Source organism: Streptococcus sp. FSL W8-0197, from assembly GCF_037963785.1.
GTDB lineage: Bacteria > Bacillota > Bacilli > Lactobacillales > Streptococcaceae > Streptococcus > Streptococcus oralis_CQ.
Genome location: NZ_CP150168.1, coordinates 1,169,130 through 1,187,757, shown reverse-complemented (window position 1 = coordinate 1,187,757; position 18,628 = coordinate 1,169,130). Strand labels below are relative to the sequence as shown.

General features: G+C 40.9%; 16 protein-coding genes. 14 read left to right on the top strand and 2 right to left on the bottom strand.

Annotated features, from left to right (window positions below; translation table 11 throughout):
• From rpoD to NYE79_RS05985, 8 genes are all read left to right on the top strand, one after another.
• Positions 1–1,110 carry an RNA polymerase sigma factor RpoD gene (gene rpoD / locus NYE79_RS06020; protein ID WP_000201892.1) on the top strand — a complete coding sequence of 370 codons (1,110 nt, stop codon included), beginning with the start codon at positions 1–3 and terminating at the stop codon, positions 1,108–1,110.
• Positions 1,111–1,124: 14 nt separating this feature from the next.
• Positions 1,125–1,454 carry a metal-sulfur cluster assembly factor gene (locus NYE79_RS06015; protein ID WP_000331930.1) on the top strand — a complete coding sequence of 110 codons (330 nt, stop codon included), beginning with the start codon at positions 1,125–1,127 and terminating at the stop codon, positions 1,452–1,454.
• A gap of 113 nt (positions 1,455–1,567) precedes the next feature.
• Positions 1,568–2,611, top strand: a complete 1,044-nt coding sequence (locus NYE79_RS06010) for a glycosyltransferase family 4 protein (protein ID WP_042902349.1) — start codon at positions 1,568–1,570, stop codon at positions 2,609–2,611.
• An 8-nt stretch (positions 2,612–2,619) separates the two neighbouring features.
• Entirely contained in the window at positions 2,620–3,945 is a 1,326-nt protein-coding gene (locus tag NYE79_RS06005; protein WP_084921923.1) for a glycosyltransferase family 4 protein, read from the top strand.
• Between the two features lie 20 nt (positions 3,946–3,965).
• A complete protein-coding gene (locus NYE79_RS06000) occupies positions 3,966–4,154 on the top strand; it encodes a PspC domain-containing protein (RefSeq protein WP_000735790.1) in 189 nt (62 codons plus the stop codon).
• A 29-nt stretch (positions 4,155–4,183) separates the two neighbouring features.
• The gene (locus NYE79_RS05995; RefSeq protein ID WP_000863851.1) at positions 4,184–4,318 is read left to right on the top strand and encodes a DUF4044 domain-containing protein; all 135 of its coding nucleotides are present in this window, start codon (positions 4,184–4,186) and stop codon (positions 4,316–4,318) included.
• A 71-nt stretch (positions 4,319–4,389) separates the two neighbouring features.
• Positions 4,390–5,700: a GTPase ObgE gene (gene obgE, locus NYE79_RS05990; RefSeq protein WP_000061637.1), complete on the top strand. Its 1,311-nt coding sequence runs from the start codon at positions 4,390–4,392 to the stop codon at positions 5,698–5,700.
• A 9-nt stretch (positions 5,701–5,709) separates the two neighbouring features.
• A complete protein-coding gene (locus NYE79_RS05985; RefSeq protein ID WP_000502578.1) occupies positions 5,710–5,874 on the top strand; it encodes a hypothetical protein in 165 nt (54 codons plus the stop codon).
• 35 nt (positions 5,875–5,909) lie between these two features.
• Here NYE79_RS05985 and NYE79_RS05980 read toward each other — a convergent pair whose 3' ends face one another.
• Positions 5,910–6,380, bottom strand: a complete 471-nt coding sequence (locus NYE79_RS05980) for an arginine repressor (protein ID WP_001043018.1) — start codon at positions 6,378–6,380, stop codon at positions 5,910–5,912.
• Positions 6,381–6,903: 523 nt separating this feature from the next.
• Positions 6,904–9,186 carry a Xaa-Pro dipeptidyl-peptidase gene (locus tag NYE79_RS05975; RefSeq protein WP_339293612.1) on the bottom strand — a complete coding sequence of 761 codons (2,283 nt, stop codon included), beginning with the start codon at positions 9,184–9,186 and terminating at the stop codon, positions 6,904–6,906.
• 413 nt (positions 9,187–9,599) lie between these two features.
• Between NYE79_RS05975 and NYE79_RS05970 the strand changes: the two genes are divergently transcribed.
• From NYE79_RS05970 to spxR, 6 genes are all read left to right on the top strand, one after another.
• On the top strand, positions 9,600–12,701 hold the full coding sequence (locus NYE79_RS05970) for a DNA polymerase III subunit alpha (protein ID WP_216728405.1): 3,102 nt from the start codon (positions 9,600–9,602) through the stop codon (positions 12,699–12,701).
• Positions 12,702–12,782: 81 nt separating this feature from the next.
• Complete coding sequence (pfkA, locus tag NYE79_RS05965; RefSeq protein WP_000820878.1) at positions 12,783–13,790, top strand: 6-phosphofructokinase; 1,008 nt, start codon at positions 12,783–12,785, stop codon at positions 13,788–13,790.
• 66 nt (positions 13,791–13,856) lie between these two features.
• Positions 13,857–15,362, top strand: coding sequence for a pyruvate kinase (gene pyk, locus NYE79_RS05960; protein WP_001042828.1), 1,506 nt, complete (start codon positions 13,857–13,859; stop codon positions 15,360–15,362).
• 160 nt (positions 15,363–15,522) lie between these two features.
• Complete coding sequence (locus NYE79_RS05955; RefSeq protein ID WP_216728404.1) at positions 15,523–16,782, top strand: UDP-N-acetylglucosamine 1-carboxyvinyltransferase; 1,260 nt, start codon at positions 15,523–15,525, stop codon at positions 16,780–16,782.
• A gap of 15 nt (positions 16,783–16,797) precedes the next feature.
• The gene (locus NYE79_RS05950; protein WP_001028741.1) at positions 16,798–17,349 is read left to right on the top strand and encodes a GNAT family N-acetyltransferase; all 552 of its coding nucleotides are present in this window, start codon (positions 16,798–16,800) and stop codon (positions 17,347–17,349) included.
• Entirely contained in the window at positions 17,342–18,619 is a 1,278-nt protein-coding gene (spxR, locus tag NYE79_RS05945) for a CBS-HotDog domain-containing transcription factor SpxR (RefSeq protein ID WP_000033809.1), read from the top strand. Before NYE79_RS05950 ends, spxR begins: the two co-directional genes overlap by 8 nt.
• Positions 18,620–18,628 lie beyond the last annotated feature (9 nt).

The window sequence follows — 18,628 nt, the reverse complement described above, 5'->3', positions numbered from 1 at the left end:
ATGGCAACAAAACAAAAAGAAGTAACCACATTTGATGTGCAAGTAGCAGACTTTATCCGTAACCACAAAAAAACAGGAACAGCAACAGATGATGAAATCAATTCAAGTCTGGTTATTCCTTTCACCCTCGATGCAGACGGCATTGAAGACCTTTTGCAACGGATTCAGGATGCTGGAATTTCTATCACAGATAACGAAGGAAATCCAAGTGCGCGTGTTCTTAGTGCAGAAGAAGAACCAGAACTCAGTGATGAGGACTTGATTGGCTCAACTTCTGCCAAGGTTAATGACCCAGTCCGTATGTATTTGAAGGAAATCGGGGTTGTTCCTCTCTTGACCAACGAAGAGGAAAAAGAATTGGCCCTAGCAGTTGAGGCTGGTGATATCGAAGCCAAACAACGTCTTGCAGAAGCCAACCTTCGTTTGGTGGTTTCTATTGCTAAGCGCTACGTAGGACGTGGTATGCAATTTCTTGACTTGATCCAAGAAGGAAACATGGGCTTGATGAAGGCTGTTGACAAGTTTGACTATTCAAAAGGATTTAAGTTTTCTACGTATGCAACTTGGTGGATTCGTCAGGCAATCACTCGTGCCATTGCTGACCAGGCCCGCACTATTCGTATCCCTGTCCACATGGTTGAAACCATTAACAAGCTTGTCCGAGAACAGCGTAACCTCCTTCAAGAATTGGGTCAAGATCCGACACCTGAACAAATCGCTGAGCGTATGGATATGACACCTGACAAGGTCCGTGAAATCCTAAAAATCGCCCAAGAACCTGTATCGCTTGAAACACCGATTGGTGAAGAGGACGATAGCCATCTTGGGGACTTTATCGAAGACGAAGTGATTGAAAATCCCGTAGACTACACAACTCGTATCGTTTTGCGTGAGCAGTTGGATGAAGTCTTGGATACTCTTACAGACCGTGAAGAAAACGTCTTGCGCTTGCGCTTCGGTTTGGACGATGGGAAAATGCGTACTCTTGAAGATGTTGGTAAAGTCTTTAACGTGACTCGTGAGCGTATCCGTCAGATCGAGGCCAAGGCTTTGAGAAAATTGCGCCAACCAAGTCGCAGCAAACCCCTTCGTGATTTTATTGAAGACTAAGAGTGAGGAATAACATGGCTTATACAGAAGAGCAAATTGAAACGATCAAAACACGCATTTTAAATGCTTTGGAAGAAGTCATCGACCCTGAGTTGGGGATTGATATTGTCAACCTAGGTTTGATTTATGAAATTCGTTTTGATGGTGAAACAGGTCATACTGAAATTGATATGACCTTGACAACTATGGGCTGCCCACTGGCTGACCTTTTGACAGACCAGATACATGATGCGATGACAGATGTGCCTGAGGTAACCAATACCGAAGTTAAATTGGTCTGGTATCCAGCTTGGACGGTTGAAAAAATGAGCCGATACGCGCGTATCGCTCTAGGAATTAAATAAAGACTAAGAAAAATGCGAGAGACGATTGGAAAATAGGATAATTTTATCCTTTTTCCAATCGTCTCTTCTTTCTTTTGCTGATTTTCTGGAAATAAAATGGTATAATGAAAGGTATGGAAAACGAAAAATTGCGTATTAATATGCTAAGCTCAAGTGAAAAAGTAGCTGGTCAAGGAGTGTCAGGAGCTTATCGAGAATTGGTTAGTCTCCTTCACCGCGAAGCCAAAGACCAGTTGATTGTTACAGAGAATCTTCCTGTAGAAGCGGATGTAACTCACTTTCATACCATTGATTTCCCTTATTATTTATCTACTTTCCAAAAGAAACGCTCTGGGAGAAAAATTGGCTATGTGCATTTTTTGCCTGATACGCTTGAGGGGAGTTTGAAGATTCCATTTTTCCTAAAAGGAATTGTCAAACGCTATGTTTTTTCCTTTTACAACCGAATGGAACACTTGGTGGTGGTCAATCCCATGTTTATCGAGGATTTAGTGGCTGCTGGTATTCCGCGTGAAAAAGTAACTTATATTCCAAATTTTGTAAACAAAGAAAAATGGCATCCATTACCAGCTGAACAAGTTGCTCAACTCCGGAAGGAAATGGATCTCGCGGAAGATCAGTTTGTCGTAATCGGTGCGGGTCAGGTTCAGAAACGTAAAGGAATTGATGATTTTATCCGTCTTGCTGAGGAATTGCCAGAAATTACCTTTATCTGGGCAGGTGGTTTTTCATTTGGTGGGATGACAGATGGTTATGAACGCTACAAGAAGATAATGGACAATCCACCCAAAAATCTTATTTTCCCTGGAATTGTGTCACCGGAACGGATGCGGGAACTTTACGCTATGGCGGATCTATTCTTGCTACCAAGTTACAATGAATTATTCCCTATGACTATCTTAGAGGCTGCTAGTTGCGAGGCTCCTATTATGTTAAGAGATTTGGATCTGTATAAGGTTATTCTTGATGGGAATTATCGTGCTACAAGTGATGTTTCCGAGATGAGAGAAGCAATCCTAGAATACAAGAATGACCCTGAAGCCTTAAAGGACTTGAAAGAAAAAGCTCGTGAGATTTCCAAAGAGTACTCTGAGGAGCATTTGTTGGAAATCTGGTTAAAATTTTATCGAGAACAGGCTGCTTTGGGCAAAAAGTGAGGTAATTTATGCGAATTGGTTTATTTACAGACACCTATTTCCCTCAAGTTTCCGGGGTTGCGACTAGTATACGGACCTTGAAAACTGAGCTTGAAAAGCAAGGACATGCAGTTTTTATCTTTACAACGACTGATAAAGACGTAAACCGATACGAAGATTGGCAAATTATTCGCATTCCGAGTGTCCCTTTCTTTGCGTTTAAGGATCGACGATTTGCCTACCGAGGTTTTACAAAGGCACTTGAAATTGCCAAGCAGTATCAACTCGATATTATTCATACCCAGACCGAATTTTCTCTTGGTTTGTTAGGGATTTGGATTGCTAGAGAATTGAAAATTCCAGTTATTCATACCTACCATACCCAGTATGAAGACTATGTGCATTACATTGCTAAGGGCATGCTAATTCGTCCGAGTATGGTAAAATATTTGGTGCGTGGCTTCCTTCATGATGTAGATGGCGTGATTTGCCCTAGTGAGATTGTTCGTGACCTTTTATCGAAATACAAAGTCAAGGTTGAAAAGCGGGTCATCCCAACTGGAATTGAGTTGGCTAAGTTTGAACGACCTGAGATCAAAGAGGAAAACTTACTAGAGCTTCGTTCGAAGTTAGGTATTCAGGAAGGTGAGAAAATGCTGCTGAGCCTTTCGCGTATTTCTTATGAGAAGAATATCCAAGCAGTCTTAGCTGCCTTTGCGCAGGTTTTGAAAGAAGAAGACAAGGTGAAGTTGGTTGTTGCTGGAGACGGACCTTATCTGAATAGTCTGAAAGAACAAGCAGAGAAATTAAACATACAAAAACATGTGATTTTTACAGGTATGATTGCTCCAAGTGAAACAGCTTTGTACTATAAAGCAGCTGATTTCTTTATTTCAGCCTCTACGAGTGAAACTCAGGGTTTAACCTATCTAGAAAGTCTAGCCAGTGGAACGCCTGTTATTGCTCATGGCAATCCCTATCTTGAAAATCTGATCAATGATAAAATGTTTGGGACCCTCTACTATGGAGAACGAGAGCTTGCGGGCGCTATCCTTGAAGCATTGATCGCTACTCCTGATATGTCTGAACAAAAGTTGGCTGATAAGTTGTACGAGATTTCGGCTGAAAATTTTGGGAAACGAGTTCATGAGTTTTACCTTGATGCCATTATCTCAAATAACTTTGAACATGAGCTACATGATGGACAACCTGTCACTCAGCGCTTCTTAAAAACGATTCTCTATCTACCTCAACAAGCTGTTACAAGCCCAGTAAAAGAATCCAAGCGTATTTTAAGAGCGTCTCGAAAACAATTGTCTAGCATCAGAGATTATTGGAGAGACGAATTCAAATAATAGAATAAGAGGAAGAAAAAATGAAAAAATTAATGAGAAGCGGAAAAGATCAAAAAATTGGTGGAGTATGCGCAGGAGTTGCTCATTATTTTGATATTGATCCAACAATTGTTCGTGTCATTTGGGCTGTTCTTGCATTTTGTTATGGGACAGGAGTCCTTGCTTATATCATTTTATGGTTGATTGCACCAGTTTCAACAGAATATTAAATTAGAATTATATAGAAAAAGGAGAAGTTATGGCTTTTGGAGATAACGGAAAACGTAAAAAAACATTGTTTGAAAAGGTGACACTTGTTGTCGTGCTCATCATGTTGTTTGTAACCCTTGCTGGTATCTTTGCAACTGCGCTTGGAGCTTTTAGTAGATTCTAAGCAAGCTACGGGGATAGAAACAATAACTAATGACTGGGTTCTCCCCAGCCTTTTTAAAGTGAGAAGAAAATATGAGTATGTTTTTAGATACAGCCAAGATTAAGGTCAAGGCTGGTAATGGTGGCGATGGCATGGTTGCCTTTCGCCGTGAAAAGTATGTCCCTAATGGCGGTCCTTGGGGTGGTGATGGTGGACGTGGAGGAAACGTTGTTTTCGTGGTAGACGAAGGCTTACGTACCTTGATGGATTTCCGCTATAACCGTCATTTCAAGGCTGATTCTGGTGAAAAAGGGATGACCAAAGGAATGCACGGACGTGGTGCAGAAGATCTTCGTGTTCGCGTACCACAGGGGACTACTGTACGTGATGCGGAAACAGGAAAAGTCATTACAGACTTGATTGAACATGGTCAAGAGTTTATCGTGGCTCATGGTGGTCGAGGTGGTCGTGGAAATATCCGTTTTGCCACTCCAAAAAATCCTGCACCTGAAATCTCTGAGAATGGAGAACCAGGACAAGAACGCGAGTTGCAACTGGAATTGAAAATCTTAGCGGATGTTGGCTTGGTCGGTTTCCCATCTGTTGGAAAATCAACTTTGCTTAGTGTCATCACTTCAGCTAAGCCCAAAATCGGTGCTTACCACTTTACGACGATTGTCCCAAATTTGGGTATGGTTCGTACACAGTCAGGTGAATCTTTTGCAGTAGCAGACCTTCCAGGTTTGATTGAAGGGGCCAGTCAAGGGGTTGGTCTTGGAACCCAGTTTCTTCGTCATATCGAACGCACTCGAGTTATCCTCCATGTCATCGATATGTCAGCTAGTGAAGGACGTGATCCTTATGAGGACTACCTTGCTATCAATAAGGAATTAGAATCCTACAACCTTCGTCTCATGGAACGTCCACAGATTATCGTGGCCAACAAGATGGATATGCCTGAAAGTCAGGAAAATCTGAAAACTTTCAAGGAAAAGTTGGCAGCAAACTACGACGAGTTTGAGGAACTTCCAGCCATCTTCCCAATTTCTGGATTGACCAAGCAAGGTTTGGCAACTCTTTTGGATGCGACAGCTGAATTGTTAGACAAGACTCCAGAATTCCCGATTTATGATGAATCCGATATGGAAGAAGAGGCTTACTATGGCTTTGACGAGGAAGAAAAAGCCTTTGAGATTAGTCGTGATGATGATGCGACATGGGTACTTTCTGGTGAAAAACTCATGAAACTCTTTAACATGACCAACTTTGACCGTGACGAATCGGTCATGAAGTTTGCCCGTCAGCTTCGTGGTATGGGAGTTGACGAAGCCCTTCGTGCGCGTGGCGCCAAAGATGGCGATTTGGTCCGCATTGGTAAATTTGAATTTGAATTTGTAGACTAGGAGATTGATATGGGAGATAAACCGATATCATTCCGAGATGCAGATGGCAATTTTGTTTCTGCAGCAGATGTATGGAATGAAAAGAAACTAGAAGAATTATTTAATCGTCTCAATCCTAAACGCGCTCTTCGATTGGCACGTACAAAGAAAGAAGAAACACAGTCAAAGAAATAAAAAATTCCCGTGATCTTTTAATCACGGGATTTGTTTTATTCACTAAAGAAAAATGGTGGCGCATATTTTTTAAGACTCTCAAAACAAGCCTGCGCTTTTGTAGCATCTTCACAGATAATCATGCAGACATCGTCTCCACAAAGGGTTGCAACGATATCTGGAAAGGCCAAGGAATCAATTACAGATCCAAACGATTGGGCTAAACCGGGTAAAGTTTTCAAAATAACTTGGTGTTGCACAGGACGCAACATAACAAGAGCATCTTCCATATAGTTTTCAAGACGTTTTTCCCATTTGGAGATAGACCCTGTATTTAGCACATAGTAAGAATTATCCTCTTCGCGCACTTTTGAAAGGTTCATGGTTTTGATATCGCGTGATAGAGTAGCCTGAGTCACTTGGATATCATTTTCCGCTAATAAGGCTTGTAATTCAGCTTGTGTATGGATTTTGTTTTTTGAAACGAGGGCGCGGATAAGTTGGTGTCTGTGTTCTGATTTGTTCATAAAGTAAGTACTCCTTTTACAAGGTACAGTAGCGTGGACTGAACGATAACGTCAGTCGGGTGGTAGGCGGTATTGTCACGTATGATGATTTCGCAGTCAGTAGGATAAAGAACTAGATGGAGAGATTCTCCTTCTTTTAACTTTGTCACTAGTTGCGTGCAGATAAACTGGGTAGCAATCCGTTCATCTACATTGATGTTCTTTAATGACAGTGAATCATTCAATTTGGGTAGCTTTTTGTCACGGCGTTTTGTGAATTCACTCTAAATGTTAATTCACAGAGATTTCCAACATGTGGTCTAGTAGCGAATATGATAAATGGTTACACATGTTGGTTAGGGGGAGTATCTTTTGTCCAAGTTCTATCTAGGGGCTTCTAAAATGCTTTTAGATGAACTGTGGATTTGATACAAAGTTTATGTTTGATTCGACTGTTCAAGTGGAAAACTTTTGTTATAGGAAGTTCAATGGTCAAATTCATTGACTTTTCCTTTGAATCCTTTCATATTGAAAGTCTGGTAGATTATACCTTTTGACAAGGTAGGATAAGACTAGACTGTGCTAAATCAACAGTCAACTGATAGTCTGTATTATCTCGAATTGTAATCTCAAAGTCTGTTGTATAGAGAACCAAACGGAGAGTATCTCCTTCTTTAAGTTTGTAGATAGTTGGTTGAAGCTCTAGCTTGAAGTCCATCCATTCATTTGGTTGGACTTCTTCAATCGTCAAGAGATTGGTTCGATTTTGAAGATTAAGGTAGCCTTTGGTGATGACACGTTGGGCACTTGGGTTGAATGGCAGTTCACAGAGATTTTCTAACATGTGGTAACGACCATTATCAATGGTTCTAGCACTTAAAACAGCTGGATAAGGCTGCAGATATTTCTTTTGTCCAAGTTCTAACAGTTGGGCTGATAAGAGCCCTTTGTTTGTACTTGATTTGACACGAAGTTTCAACTCCACTCGCCCATTTAAGTGAATGTCTTGACTTACTGGAAGGTCAATGGTGATCTGATTAGCTTTTCCTTGGTAAAGTTCAGTGTTAAAGGTCTGGTAAGTCTTGCCATAACGATCAAAATCTTTTTGATCATACTGGTTTTGAATCACTTTTTCATCATTACCAAGAGAGAAGGTATGCAGTTCATCCTGTTTGCCAAAGTTATCAAGACCTTGCCATTTTTGCGGTGCGATATTGTCCTGCCAAATGACAGTCGGAAGTTGGTAGCTTGAGTCAAGTCCTAACAATTTCATACTTAACAAGGCATTCATGGACTCGCGGAAGTCGATCGACTGCCAGTTATTCATATAAACATGGGCACCATGATGGAAAAAGAGGTGCTTATTGATATGGCTAGGAAGGGCATGAAACATCTGGTAAACATGAAGAGGTTTGACGTTCCAATCCTGGGAACCATGCGTAAAGACGACCTCAGCTTGAACCTTGTGAGCATTGAGCAGATAGTTGCGGTCATGCCAAAACTGATTGTAGTCACCAGTCTTGCGATCGAGTTTCTCTTTAACCTTTTCTAAGTCTGCTTGATAAGCTTCATTGCCACGAATATAGTCACCAGCTTGGAGGTTGCGAGAGTAGGTCAATTCAGCAAGTGAGTCAAAATCCTCACCTGGATAGCCCCCTGGGCTGGTCACTAGACCATTTTCCCGATAGTAGTTGTACCAAGAGGAAATACCTGCTTCTGCGATGATCACTTCCAAGCCATCAACACCAGTGGTGGCGAGACCATTGGACATGGTACCTAGATAGGAAATACCTGTTGTTGCGACTTTGCCGTTTGACCAGTCAGCTTTGACTTGGCGTTTGCACGTGTGGTCCGTGAAAGCACGACAACGACCATTAAGCCAATCAATGACATTTTTATAAGCTTCAATCTGCTGGTAGTCACCATTGGTCATGAGCCCTTGGGAATCCCTGGTACCAACACCCGATACATAGAGATTGGCAAATCCACGTGGGAGGAAGTAGTCATTTAGAGTATATGAGCTATTGATATGAGATAGCTTTTCTTCAGCTTCTGAGACGACTTCTGCTTGACCATGAGGTTCAACTAAATTCAGCTTAGGTTCCTCAAGTTCAATGGTGTGGGGCAGTTTGACCTCAAGCTCCCCTTCCATTTTGTAGAGAGCCTTGTCACTGGCTTTGTCGTTGGTCCCTTGGTGATAAGGGCTGGCAGTCATAAGAGCAGGTACTTGACCATCATAACGCGGGCGAATAATGCTGACCTTGACTAAGTCAGGGAGACCGTCGTTATCAGTATCCACACGACTCTCGACATACAAGACTTCACGAATGACATTATGAGTAGTGAAGGTTGCCAAGCTCTTACCGTTAAAGTAGTGGTAGTGATTATCTTCTGAAATGAGTCCATCACTAACAAGCTGATCGATGAGCGTATTTCCTTTTTTCGTTCGCGTATTGAGTAACTGATAAAGATTTTCAATGAGATCTCCATAAACAATAGGAAAACCAGTTTCTTTACGAAACTGTTCGGCATCCTCAAAGTCAACAAGATAGCTAAATCCTAAAAGTTGAAAAACTACTGTGTAGAAAATCTCCGCAGTTAACTCACGGTCTGACTGGAAAAAAGTTACTAAATCTGTTTCTTTATCCGCAGCCAAAGTTGACAAGGCATAATCCGTGTTAGAATAAGTGAAAAAACTCCAACGAATGAAGTCTTCAAACTGTCTTTTTAAGGACAGTTGGGGTGACAGCTTTAGACCAAGACCTTCTAATTCCTCAAATCGTTGAGAACTAGTGGTTGGTTGGTAGCTGAATTGATTAAAACGCATGTTTCTCTCCTTTGAAAACAGACTGAATTTATTATATCAAAAAAGAGGGAAAAATGGAATAAATAAACTTAAATGAAATAAATTTCTTAAACCAGCATATCTATTTGGTAAGTTATTATAAAATACTGAATAAATACTATAGAAGTAAGCCTTTTTCTAGAGATTTTTATATGTAAAACTGCATATAACTCCTATCTTTATTATTCTTCGTTTGGTATAAATATATCTAAATTTACATTTAAAACTATTATATAATATTAATTTTTATTTTCTTCCTTTGAAAAGTGAAGAATTTAACACTAAGAAGAGAAGAAGTTTGTAACTGAGGATATTGAAAAGAAAGTGCAGAGTTGCTTCAATATCCAGCTTAAAATGGTATAATAGTAGTAAAACGAAAGCAAGGAGGAGAAGAAATGATTGCACAGCTCGACACCAAGACTGTTTATAGTTTTATGGAAAGTGTGGTTTCGATTGAAAAATACGTACAAATGGCTAAAGAATACGGCTATTCTCACCTTGCTATCATGGATGTGGATAATCTCTATGGAGCCTATCATTTTCTAGAAGCAACTCGTAAGCATAGCATTCAACCTTTAATTGGTTTAGAAATGACCTTGGTCAAAGATGAGGAGAATCTCTCTCTACGTTTTCTAGCCCTATCCACTAAAGGTTATCAAGAGTTGATGAAGTTATCCACTTTAAAAATGACTGGACGGAAAAATTGGTCTGACTTCACCTCCCACCTCGAAGATGTTGCTATTATTGTTCCCTATTTTGAGGGAATCGAACAGTTAGATTTGGGGCACGATTATTTTATCGGTGTCAGTCTAGATACTCCTCAAGAAGTCTTTACTAGACCAATTCTTCCACTCTATCAGGTCAACTCTTTTGAAAAAGAAGATATTCAAGTTTTACAAATCTTGTCAGCAGTCAAGGACAATGTCAGTCTGAGAGAAGTGGATGTGCATTCACAACAGGGGATTTTTTTACCTGCCTCAGACTTGGAAGCACGGTTTAAAAATCGCTTCCCTCAGGCGCTTGCCAATCTCCAAGGTCTGATAGAGAATGTAAGCTATCAAATCGACCCAAGTTTAAAACTCCCTCGCTTTAATCCTGAAAGACCAGCGGTCGAAGAACTTAGAGAGAGAGCTGAGCAAGGCTTGAGTGACAAGGGGCTAACCTCAGCTATCTATCATGAGCGACTGAATGAGGAATTAGCTGTGATTCATGATATGGGCTTTGACGACTATTTCCTTGTGGTTTGGGATTTGCTCCGTTTTGGACGTTCCCAAGGCTACTATATGGGAATGGGGCGTGGTTCTGCAGTTGGTAGTCTGGTGGCTTACTCACTTGATATCACAGGGATTAATCCGGTTGAAAAGAACTTGATTTTCGAGCGCTTCTTAAATCGTGAGCGCTACACCATGCCCGATATCGATATCGACATCCCTGACCTTTATAGGCCGGAGTTCATTCGCTATGTTCGTGATCGGTATGGTAGTCAACATGTGGCACAGATTGTCACTTATTCGACCTTTGGAGCAAAACAGGCAATTCGTGATGTTTTCAAACGTTATGGTGTTCCAGAGTACGAATTAACCAATATTACGAAAAAAATCAGTTTTCGAGATACGCTAACGACAGCCTATGAAAAGAATTTACAGTTTAGGCAGGTCATCAATAGCAAAATGGAATATCAAAAAGCTTTTGAGATTGCTCGAAAGATTGAAGGGTATCCTCGTCAGACCTCTATCCATGCAGCTGGGGTCGTTATGAGTGACCAGGACCTGACAGACTATATCCCGCTCAAATACGGTGAGGATATGCTAATCACCCAGTATGATGCTCATGGTGTCGAAGCTAATGGCCTTTTAAAAATGGATTTCCTAGGTCTGCGTAACCTGACTTTTGTCCAAAAAATGCAGGAATTACTTGCTGAGTCAGAAGGTATTCATCTGAAAATAGAGGATATTGATCTGGAAGACAAAGAAACTCTGGCTCTCTTTGCTGCTGGAAATACCAAGGGGATCTTCCAATTTGAACAACCTGGCGCCATTCGACTTTTGAAACGAGTTCAGCCGCAAGTCTTTGAAGAGGTAGTAGCCACAACCTCGCTCAACAGACCAGGAGCAAGCGATTATATTGATAACTTTGTAGCTCGAAAGCATGGCAAAGAAAAGGTGACAGTGCTGGATCCTACATTGGAAGACATCCTGTCATCAACCTATGGTATTATGCTCTATCAAGAGCAAGTCATGCAGGTAGCTCAACGCTTTGGAGGATTCAGTCTTGGTAAAGCCGACATTCTCAGACGTGCCATGGGTAAGAAAAATGCCAAAGAGATGCATCTGATGAAGGAAGATTTTATCACAGGAGCTATGAAACTTGGGCATACAGAAGAAAAGGCCAAACAAGTTTTTGCAGTGATGGAAAAGTTTGCAGGCTATGGATTTAACCGATCCCACGCTTATGCCTACTCAGCGCTGGCTTTCCAGCTTGCTTATTTCAAGACACACTATCCTGCTATTTTCTTTCAAGTCATGTTGAATTACTCGAGCAGCGATTACATTGTAGATGCATTGCAGATGGGCTTTGAAGTAGCTCCCTTAGCAATAAACAGCATTCCCTATCATGATAAAATTGCTAAGAAGAAAATCTATCTTGGTCTAAAAGCCATTAAGGGAATGCCAAGAGATTTGTCTTACTGGATTATTGAAAATCGTCCTTTCTCAAGCATTGAAGATTTTGTCACACGTCTTCCCAAGAATTACAAGAAATTGTCGCTTTTGACGCCTTTGGTTGAACTAGGACTTTTTGATGAATTTGACAAGAATCGCCAGAAAATCTTAGTGAACCTACCAAACTTATTTGTCTTTGTTGAGGAGTTAGGTGGACTCTTTGCGGATACAAATTATAGTTGGACTGAAGCTGATGATTTTACTGAGGCAGAGAAATTTTACAAAGAGCAGGAACTGATTGGGGTAGGTATCAGTCCCCATCCTCTCCAAACTCTTGCCAAACAAGCCCTATATCCGACCACTCCAATCACTAATCTAACCGAGGGAGCTCAAGCCACTCTCCTAGTTGAAGTGCAAAAGATTAAAGTGATTCGAACCAAGAAAGGCGAGAGTATGGCTTTTCTACAGGTTCATGATAGTAAGTCTCGGATGGATGTAACTGTATTTTCAGACCAATATAGAAAATTTGCTTCCAATTTATCCGAAGGGAAATTTTACTACATCAATGGCAAAGTTCAATCTCGAGATGGTCGTCTGCAAATGATTGCACAAGATTTGAAAGAAGCAGTGGCGGAACGATTCTGGATTCAAGTTAAAAATCATGAAAATGATAAAGAGATTTCAAATATCCTAGAACAATACAAAGGCCCAATCCCTGTCATTATCAGGTATGAAGAGGAAGGAAAAACGGTTGTTTCTACACAACATTTTGTAAGAAAAGATTCTGCTCTAGAGGAAAAATTAGAGGGAATTGCTATGAAAACGATTTATCGCTAAAAATACGGAAAATAGAAGAATTTTCGATTTAAATGTGGTATAATCAGTAGGAATGTTAAAAGAAAAAGGAGCATAAACCAAATGAAACGTATTGCTGTTTTGACCAGTGGTGGAGACGCCCCTGGTATGAATGCTGCCATCCGTGCAGTAGTTCGCCAAGCAATCTCAGAAGGAATGGAAGTTTTTGGTATCTATGATGGATACGCAGGTATGGTTGCCGGTGAAATTTATCCACTTGATGCTGCTTCAGTGGGAGACATCATTTCACGTGGTGGTACTTTCCTTCACTCTGCTCGTTACCCTGAGTTTGCACAACTTGAAGGCCAACTTAAAGGGATTGAGCAGTTGAAAAAACACGGTATCGAAGGAGTCGTAGTTATCGGTGGTGATGGTTCTTATCATGGAGCTATGCGCTTGACGGAGCATGGATTCCCTGCTATTGGACTTCCAGGTACAATCGATAACGATATCGTAGGTACTGACTTTACAATCGGATTTGATACTGCAGTTACGACTGCAATGGATGCGATTGATAAGATTCGTGATACATCATCAAGTCACCGTCGTACTTTCGTTGTTGAAGTAATGGGACGTAATGCAGGTGATATCGCTCTTTGGGCAGGTATTGCAACAGGTGCTGACGAAATCATCATCCCTGAAGAAGGTTTCAAATTTGAAGACATCGTAGCAAGCATCAAAGCTGGATATGAACACGGTAAGAAACACAATATTATCGTTTTGGCAGAAGGTGTTATGTCAGCGGCTGAATTTGGTCAAAAACTAAAAGAAGCTGGAGATACAAGTGACCTTCGTGTCACAGAACTTGGTCACATCCAACGTGGTGGTTCACCAACCGCTCGTGACCGTGTATTGGCATCACGCATGGGTGCACACGCTGTTAAACTCCTTAAACAAGGAATCGGTGGTGTCGCTGTTGGTATCCGAAACGAGAAAATGGTTGAGAATCCAATTCTTGGAACAGCAGAAGAAGGAGCTTTGTTTAGCTTAACAGCGGATGGTAAGATCGTTGTTAACAACCCTCATAAAGCTGATCTTGAACTTTCTGATTTGAACAAGAGCTTGTCCTAATCAACTTTCATTAATTTGGTAACATGACCTTAAAAGGTCGAATTATATAAAGGAGTCACAAAAATCATGAACAAACGTGTAAAAATCGTTGCAACTTTAGGTCCTGCGGTTGAAATCCGTGGTGGTAAAAAATTCGGTGAAGACGGATACTGGGGTGAAAAACTTGACGTTGAAGCTTCAGCTCAAAATATTGCTAAATTGATTGAAGCAGGAGCAAACACTTTCCGTTTCAACTTCTCACATGGTGACCACCAAGAACAAGGTGAGCGTATGGCAACTGTTAAACTTGCTGAAAAACTTGCAGGTAAAAAAGTTGGTTTCCTTCTTGATACTAAAGGACCTGAAATCCGTACAGAATTGTTTGAAGGTGACGCAAAAGAGTACTCTTACAAAACTGGTGAAAAGATCCGTGTTGCAACTAAACAAGGAATCAAATCAACTCGTGAAGTGATTGCTTTGAACGTTGCTGGTGCTCTTGATATCTACGACGATGTTGAAGTTGGTCGTCAAGTATTGGTTGACGATGGTAAATTGGGTCTTCGCGTTGTTGCAAAAGACGATGCAACTCGTGAATTTGAAGTAGAAGTTGAAAACGACGGAATTATCGCTAAACAAAAAGGTGTAAACATCCCTAACACTAAAATTCCTTTCCCAGCTCTTGCTGAACGTGATAACGATGATATCCGTTTCGGTTTGGAACAAGGTATCAACTTCATCGCTATTTCATTTGTACGTACTGCAAAAGACGTTGAAGAAGTTCGTGCAATCTGTGAAGAAACTGGTAATGGTCACGTTCAATTGTTTGCGAAAATCGAAAACCAACAAGGTATCGATAACTTGGATGAAATCCTTGAAGTAGCTGATGGTATCATGATCGCCCGTGGTGACATGGGTATCGAAGTACCATTCGAAATGGTTCCAGTTTACCAAAAAATGATTATCACAAAAGTAAATGCAGCTGGTAAAGTCGCTATCACAGCAACAAACATGCTTGAAACTATGACTGAAAAACCACGTGCAACGCGTTCAGAAGTATCAGACGTGTTTAACGCTGTTATCGACGGAACCGACGCTACAATGCTTTCAGGTGAATCTGCAAACGGTAAATACCCACTTGAGTCAGTAACAACAATGGCTACAATTGACAAGAACGCTCAAACTCTTTTAAAAGAATACGGTCGCTTGTCGTCTGTTAACTTGTCACGTAATTCTAAGACTGAGGTTATGGCTTCAGCTGTTAAGGATGCGACAAACTCTATGAATATCAAGTTGGTGGTTACTCTTACTAAGACAGGTCACACTGCTCGTTTGATTTCTAAATACCGTCCAGATGCTGATATCTTGGCAATCACTTTCGATGAATTGACTCAGCGTGGTTTGATGCTTAACTGGGGAGTTATCCCAGTAACAACTGATCGCCCATCAAACACTGATGATATGTTTGATCTCGCTGAAAGAATTGCAGTTGAGCAAGGTTTGGTAGAATCTGGTGACGATATCGTTATCGTTGCAGGTGTGCCGCTTGGAGAAGCTGTTCGTACAAACACAATGCGTATCCGTACAGTACGTTAATCTAACACAAAAACCTATCATTTCAGGCTGAAAAGCTTGAGTGATAGGTCTTTTTTTATCAAAATGGAATGGTATTTAGTAAATAGGAATGGGAAAAAACTGAAAATTATGGTATAATAGAACGAAAAGACCTTTTTAGTAAATTTTGAAAGAGTAAAACATGAGAAAAATTGTCATCAATGGTGGACGTCCATTGCAAGGTGAGATCACCATTAGTGGTGCTAAAAATAGTGTTGTAGCGCTTATTCCAGCTATTATCTTATCAGATGATATTGTCACTTTAGATTGTGTTCCAGATATTTCAGACGTTGCTAGTCTTGTCGAAATCATGGAAATTATGGGGGCGACTGTTAAGCGTTATGAGGATGTCTTGGAGATTGATCCAAGAGGTGTTCAGAACATTCCTATGCCTTATGGCAAGATTAATAGCTTGCGTGCTTCTTATTATTTCTACGGAAGTCTTTTAGGTCGCTTTGGTGAAGCTACAGTTGGACTTCCTGGTGGATGTGATCTGGGACCTCGTCCGATTGATCTTCACTTAAAAGCCTTTGAAGCCATGGGTGCTAAGGTCAGCTATGAGGGAGATAATATGAATTTATCTGCCCAAGGTAAGGGGCTTCATGGCGCAAGTATTTACATGGATACCGTCAGCGTTGGAGCAACAATTAACACCATGATTGCTGCGGTTAAAGCTAAGGGACGTACTGTCATTGAAAATGCGGCTCGTGAACCGGAAATTATCGATGTTGCTACCCTTTTGAACAACATGGGGGGCCATATTCGTGGTGCAGGGACTGATATTATCATTATTGATGGTGTCGAGAAACTACATGGGACTCGTCACCAAGTAATTCCAGATCGTATCGAAGCTGGAACTTATATTTCACTTGCTGCAGCGGTAGGAAAAGGAATTCGCATTAACAACGTTCTCTATGAACATTTAGAAGGCTTTATCGCCAAACTAGAGGAAATGGGCGTTCGTATGACGGTCTCAGAAGACAGTATCTTCGTTGAAGAACAGTCTGGTTTAAAGGCCATCAATATCAAAACTGCACCCTATCCAGGGTTCGCAACCGATTTGCAACAGCCTATCACGCCACTTTTACTAACTGCGCAAGGTCGTGGAACGATTATTGATACGATTTATGAGAAACGTGTCAATCATGTCTTTGAGTTAGCAAAAATGGATGCGGATATTACGACTACAAACGATCACATTATTTACAACGGTGGTCGTAACTTACACGGGGCAAGTGTAAAAGCTACAGACTTGCGAGCTGGTGCTGCACTTGTCATCGCTGGCTTGATGGCTCAAGGCCAGACTGAAATTACGAATATTGAGTTTATCCTTCGTGGCTACTCAGATATTATTGAAAAATTGCGTAGTCTTGGAGCAGATATTACACTCGTTGAAGACTAAGCCGTTGAGGTGATTATGAATATTTGGACCAAATTAGCAATGTTTTCTTTTTTTGAAACGGAGCGCTTGTATTTGCGTCCTTTCTTTTTTAGTGACAGTCAAGCGTTTTTCGAGATTGCTTCAAACCCTGAGAATTTGCAGTTTATTTTTCCCAGTCAAGCAAATTTGGAAGAAAGTCAGTACGCACTTGCTAACTATTTTATGAAGAATCCTCTGGGTGTTTGGGCAATTTGTCTTCAAGGAAATCAGGAAATGATTGGCTCTATTAAATTTGAAAAAATCGATGAAATCAAAAAAGAAGCAGAAATTGGTTATTTCTTAAAAAAGGATTCTTGGTCACAAGGTTATATGACAGAAGTAGTTACCAAACTATGTCAGCTTTCATTTGAAGAATTTGGTTTAAAACAATTATCCATCATCACTCATCTGGAGAATCAAGCTAGTCAAAAAGTAGCCTTAAAATCGGGTTTTAGCCTCGTCCGACAGTTTAAGGGAAGCGATCGCTATACACGAAAAATGAGGGACTATCTTGAATTTCGATACATAAAAGGAGAATTCAATGAGTAAACACCAGGAAATTTTGTCCTATCTGGAAGAGTTGCCAATTGGGAAGAGAGTTAGTGTTCGCAGTATTTCCAATCACCTAGGTGTTAGTGACGGAACAGCCTACCGAGCTATTAAAGAAGCTGAAAATCGTGGCATCGTTGAAACTCGGCCACGTAGTGGAACTATACGGGTCAAGTCCCAAAAAGTGGCTATTGAGCGGCTAACCTATGCTGAAATTGCTGAAGTCACCTCCTCTGAAGTTTTAGCTGGTCAGGAAGGGTTGGAGAGAGAATTTAGCAAATTCTCCATTGGGGCTATGACAGAGCAAAATATCCTGTCCTATCTCCATGATGGTGGTCTTTTGATCGTAGGAGACCGCACTCGCATTCAACTTTTAGCGCTGGAAAATGAAAATGCGGTCCTTGTGACAGGTGGTTTTCATGTCCAGGACGATGTTCTTGAGTTGGCTAATAAAAAAGGGATTCCAGTTCTGAGGAGTAAACATGACACTTTTACAGTAGCGACCATGATTAACAAAGCCCTCTCAAATGTTCAAATCAAAACCGATATTCTGACAGTCGAAAAGCTCTATCGTCCCAGTCATGAGTATGGTTTTTTGAGAGAAACGGATACAGTCAAAGACTATCTAGACTTGGTCCGTAAGAACAGAAGTAGCCGTTTCCCAGTCATTAACCAACACCAAGTGGTTGTCGGGGTTGTTACTATGCGTGACGCAGGAGATAAATCCCCCAGCACAACGATTGACAAGGTGATGACGCGAAGTATCTTTGTAACAGGCTTAGCGACCAATATTGCCAATGTCAGTCAACGAATGATTGCAGAAGACTTTGAGATGGTTCCCGTTGTCAGAAGTAACCAAACCTTGCTTGGAGTAGTAACGAGACGAGATGTCATGGAAAAGATGAGCCGTTCTCAGGTTTCAGCTTTGCCAACTTTCTCCGAGCAAATTGGGCAAAAACTATCCTATCATCATGATGAAGTCGTCATTACTGTTGAGCCTTTCATGCTGGAGAAAAATGGTGTCCTTGCTAATGGAGTCTTGGCTGAAATCCTCAACCATATGACCCAAGACCTCGTTGTCAATAGCGGACGTAATCTCATCATTGAGCAGATGTTGATTTATTTCTTGCAGGCTGTGCAGATAGATGATACTCTGCGGATTCAGGCTCGGATTATTCACCACACGAGACGTTCAGCTATTATTGATTATGATATTTATCATGGTCATCAGATTGTTTCAAAAGCAAATGTTACGGTTAAAATTAATTAGAATCTAGGA

Coding starts and splice junctions, on each gene's coding strand:
- rpoD (WP_000201892.1), top strand. CDS start 1: ATGGCAACAAAACAAAAAGAAGTAACCACATTTGATGTGCAAGTAGCA.
- NYE79_RS06015 (WP_000331930.1), top strand. CDS start 1,125: ATGGCTTATACAGAAGAGCAAATTGAAACGATCAAAACACGCATTTTA.
- NYE79_RS06010 (WP_042902349.1), top strand. CDS start 1,568: ATGGAAAACGAAAAATTGCGTATTAATATGCTAAGCTCAAGTGAAAAA.
- NYE79_RS06005 (WP_084921923.1), top strand. CDS start 2,620: ATGCGAATTGGTTTATTTACAGACACCTATTTCCCTCAAGTTTCCGGG.
- NYE79_RS06000 (WP_000735790.1), top strand. CDS start 3,966: ATGAAAAAATTAATGAGAAGCGGAAAAGATCAAAAAATTGGTGGAGTA.
- NYE79_RS05995 (WP_000863851.1), top strand. CDS start 4,184: ATGGCTTTTGGAGATAACGGAAAACGTAAAAAAACATTGTTTGAAAAG.
- obgE (WP_000061637.1), top strand. CDS start 4,390: ATGAGTATGTTTTTAGATACAGCCAAGATTAAGGTCAAGGCTGGTAAT.
- NYE79_RS05985 (WP_000502578.1), top strand. CDS start 5,710: ATGGGAGATAAACCGATATCATTCCGAGATGCAGATGGCAATTTTGTT.
- NYE79_RS05980 (WP_001043018.1), bottom strand. CDS start 6,380: ATGAACAAATCAGAACACAGACACCAACTTATCCGCGCCCTCGTTTCA.
- NYE79_RS05975 (WP_339293612.1), bottom strand. CDS start 9,186: ATGCGTTTTAATCAATTCAGCTACCAACCAACCACTAGTTCTCAACGA.
- NYE79_RS05970 (WP_216728405.1), top strand. CDS start 9,600: ATGATTGCACAGCTCGACACCAAGACTGTTTATAGTTTTATGGAAAGT.
- pfkA (WP_000820878.1), top strand. CDS start 12,783: ATGAAACGTATTGCTGTTTTGACCAGTGGTGGAGACGCCCCTGGTATG.
- pyk (WP_001042828.1), top strand. CDS start 13,857: ATGAACAAACGTGTAAAAATCGTTGCAACTTTAGGTCCTGCGGTTGAA.
- NYE79_RS05955 (WP_216728404.1), top strand. CDS start 15,523: ATGAGAAAAATTGTCATCAATGGTGGACGTCCATTGCAAGGTGAGATC.
- NYE79_RS05950 (WP_001028741.1), top strand. CDS start 16,798: ATGAATATTTGGACCAAATTAGCAATGTTTTCTTTTTTTGAAACGGAG.
- spxR (WP_000033809.1), top strand. CDS start 17,342: ATGAGTAAACACCAGGAAATTTTGTCCTATCTGGAAGAGTTGCCAATT.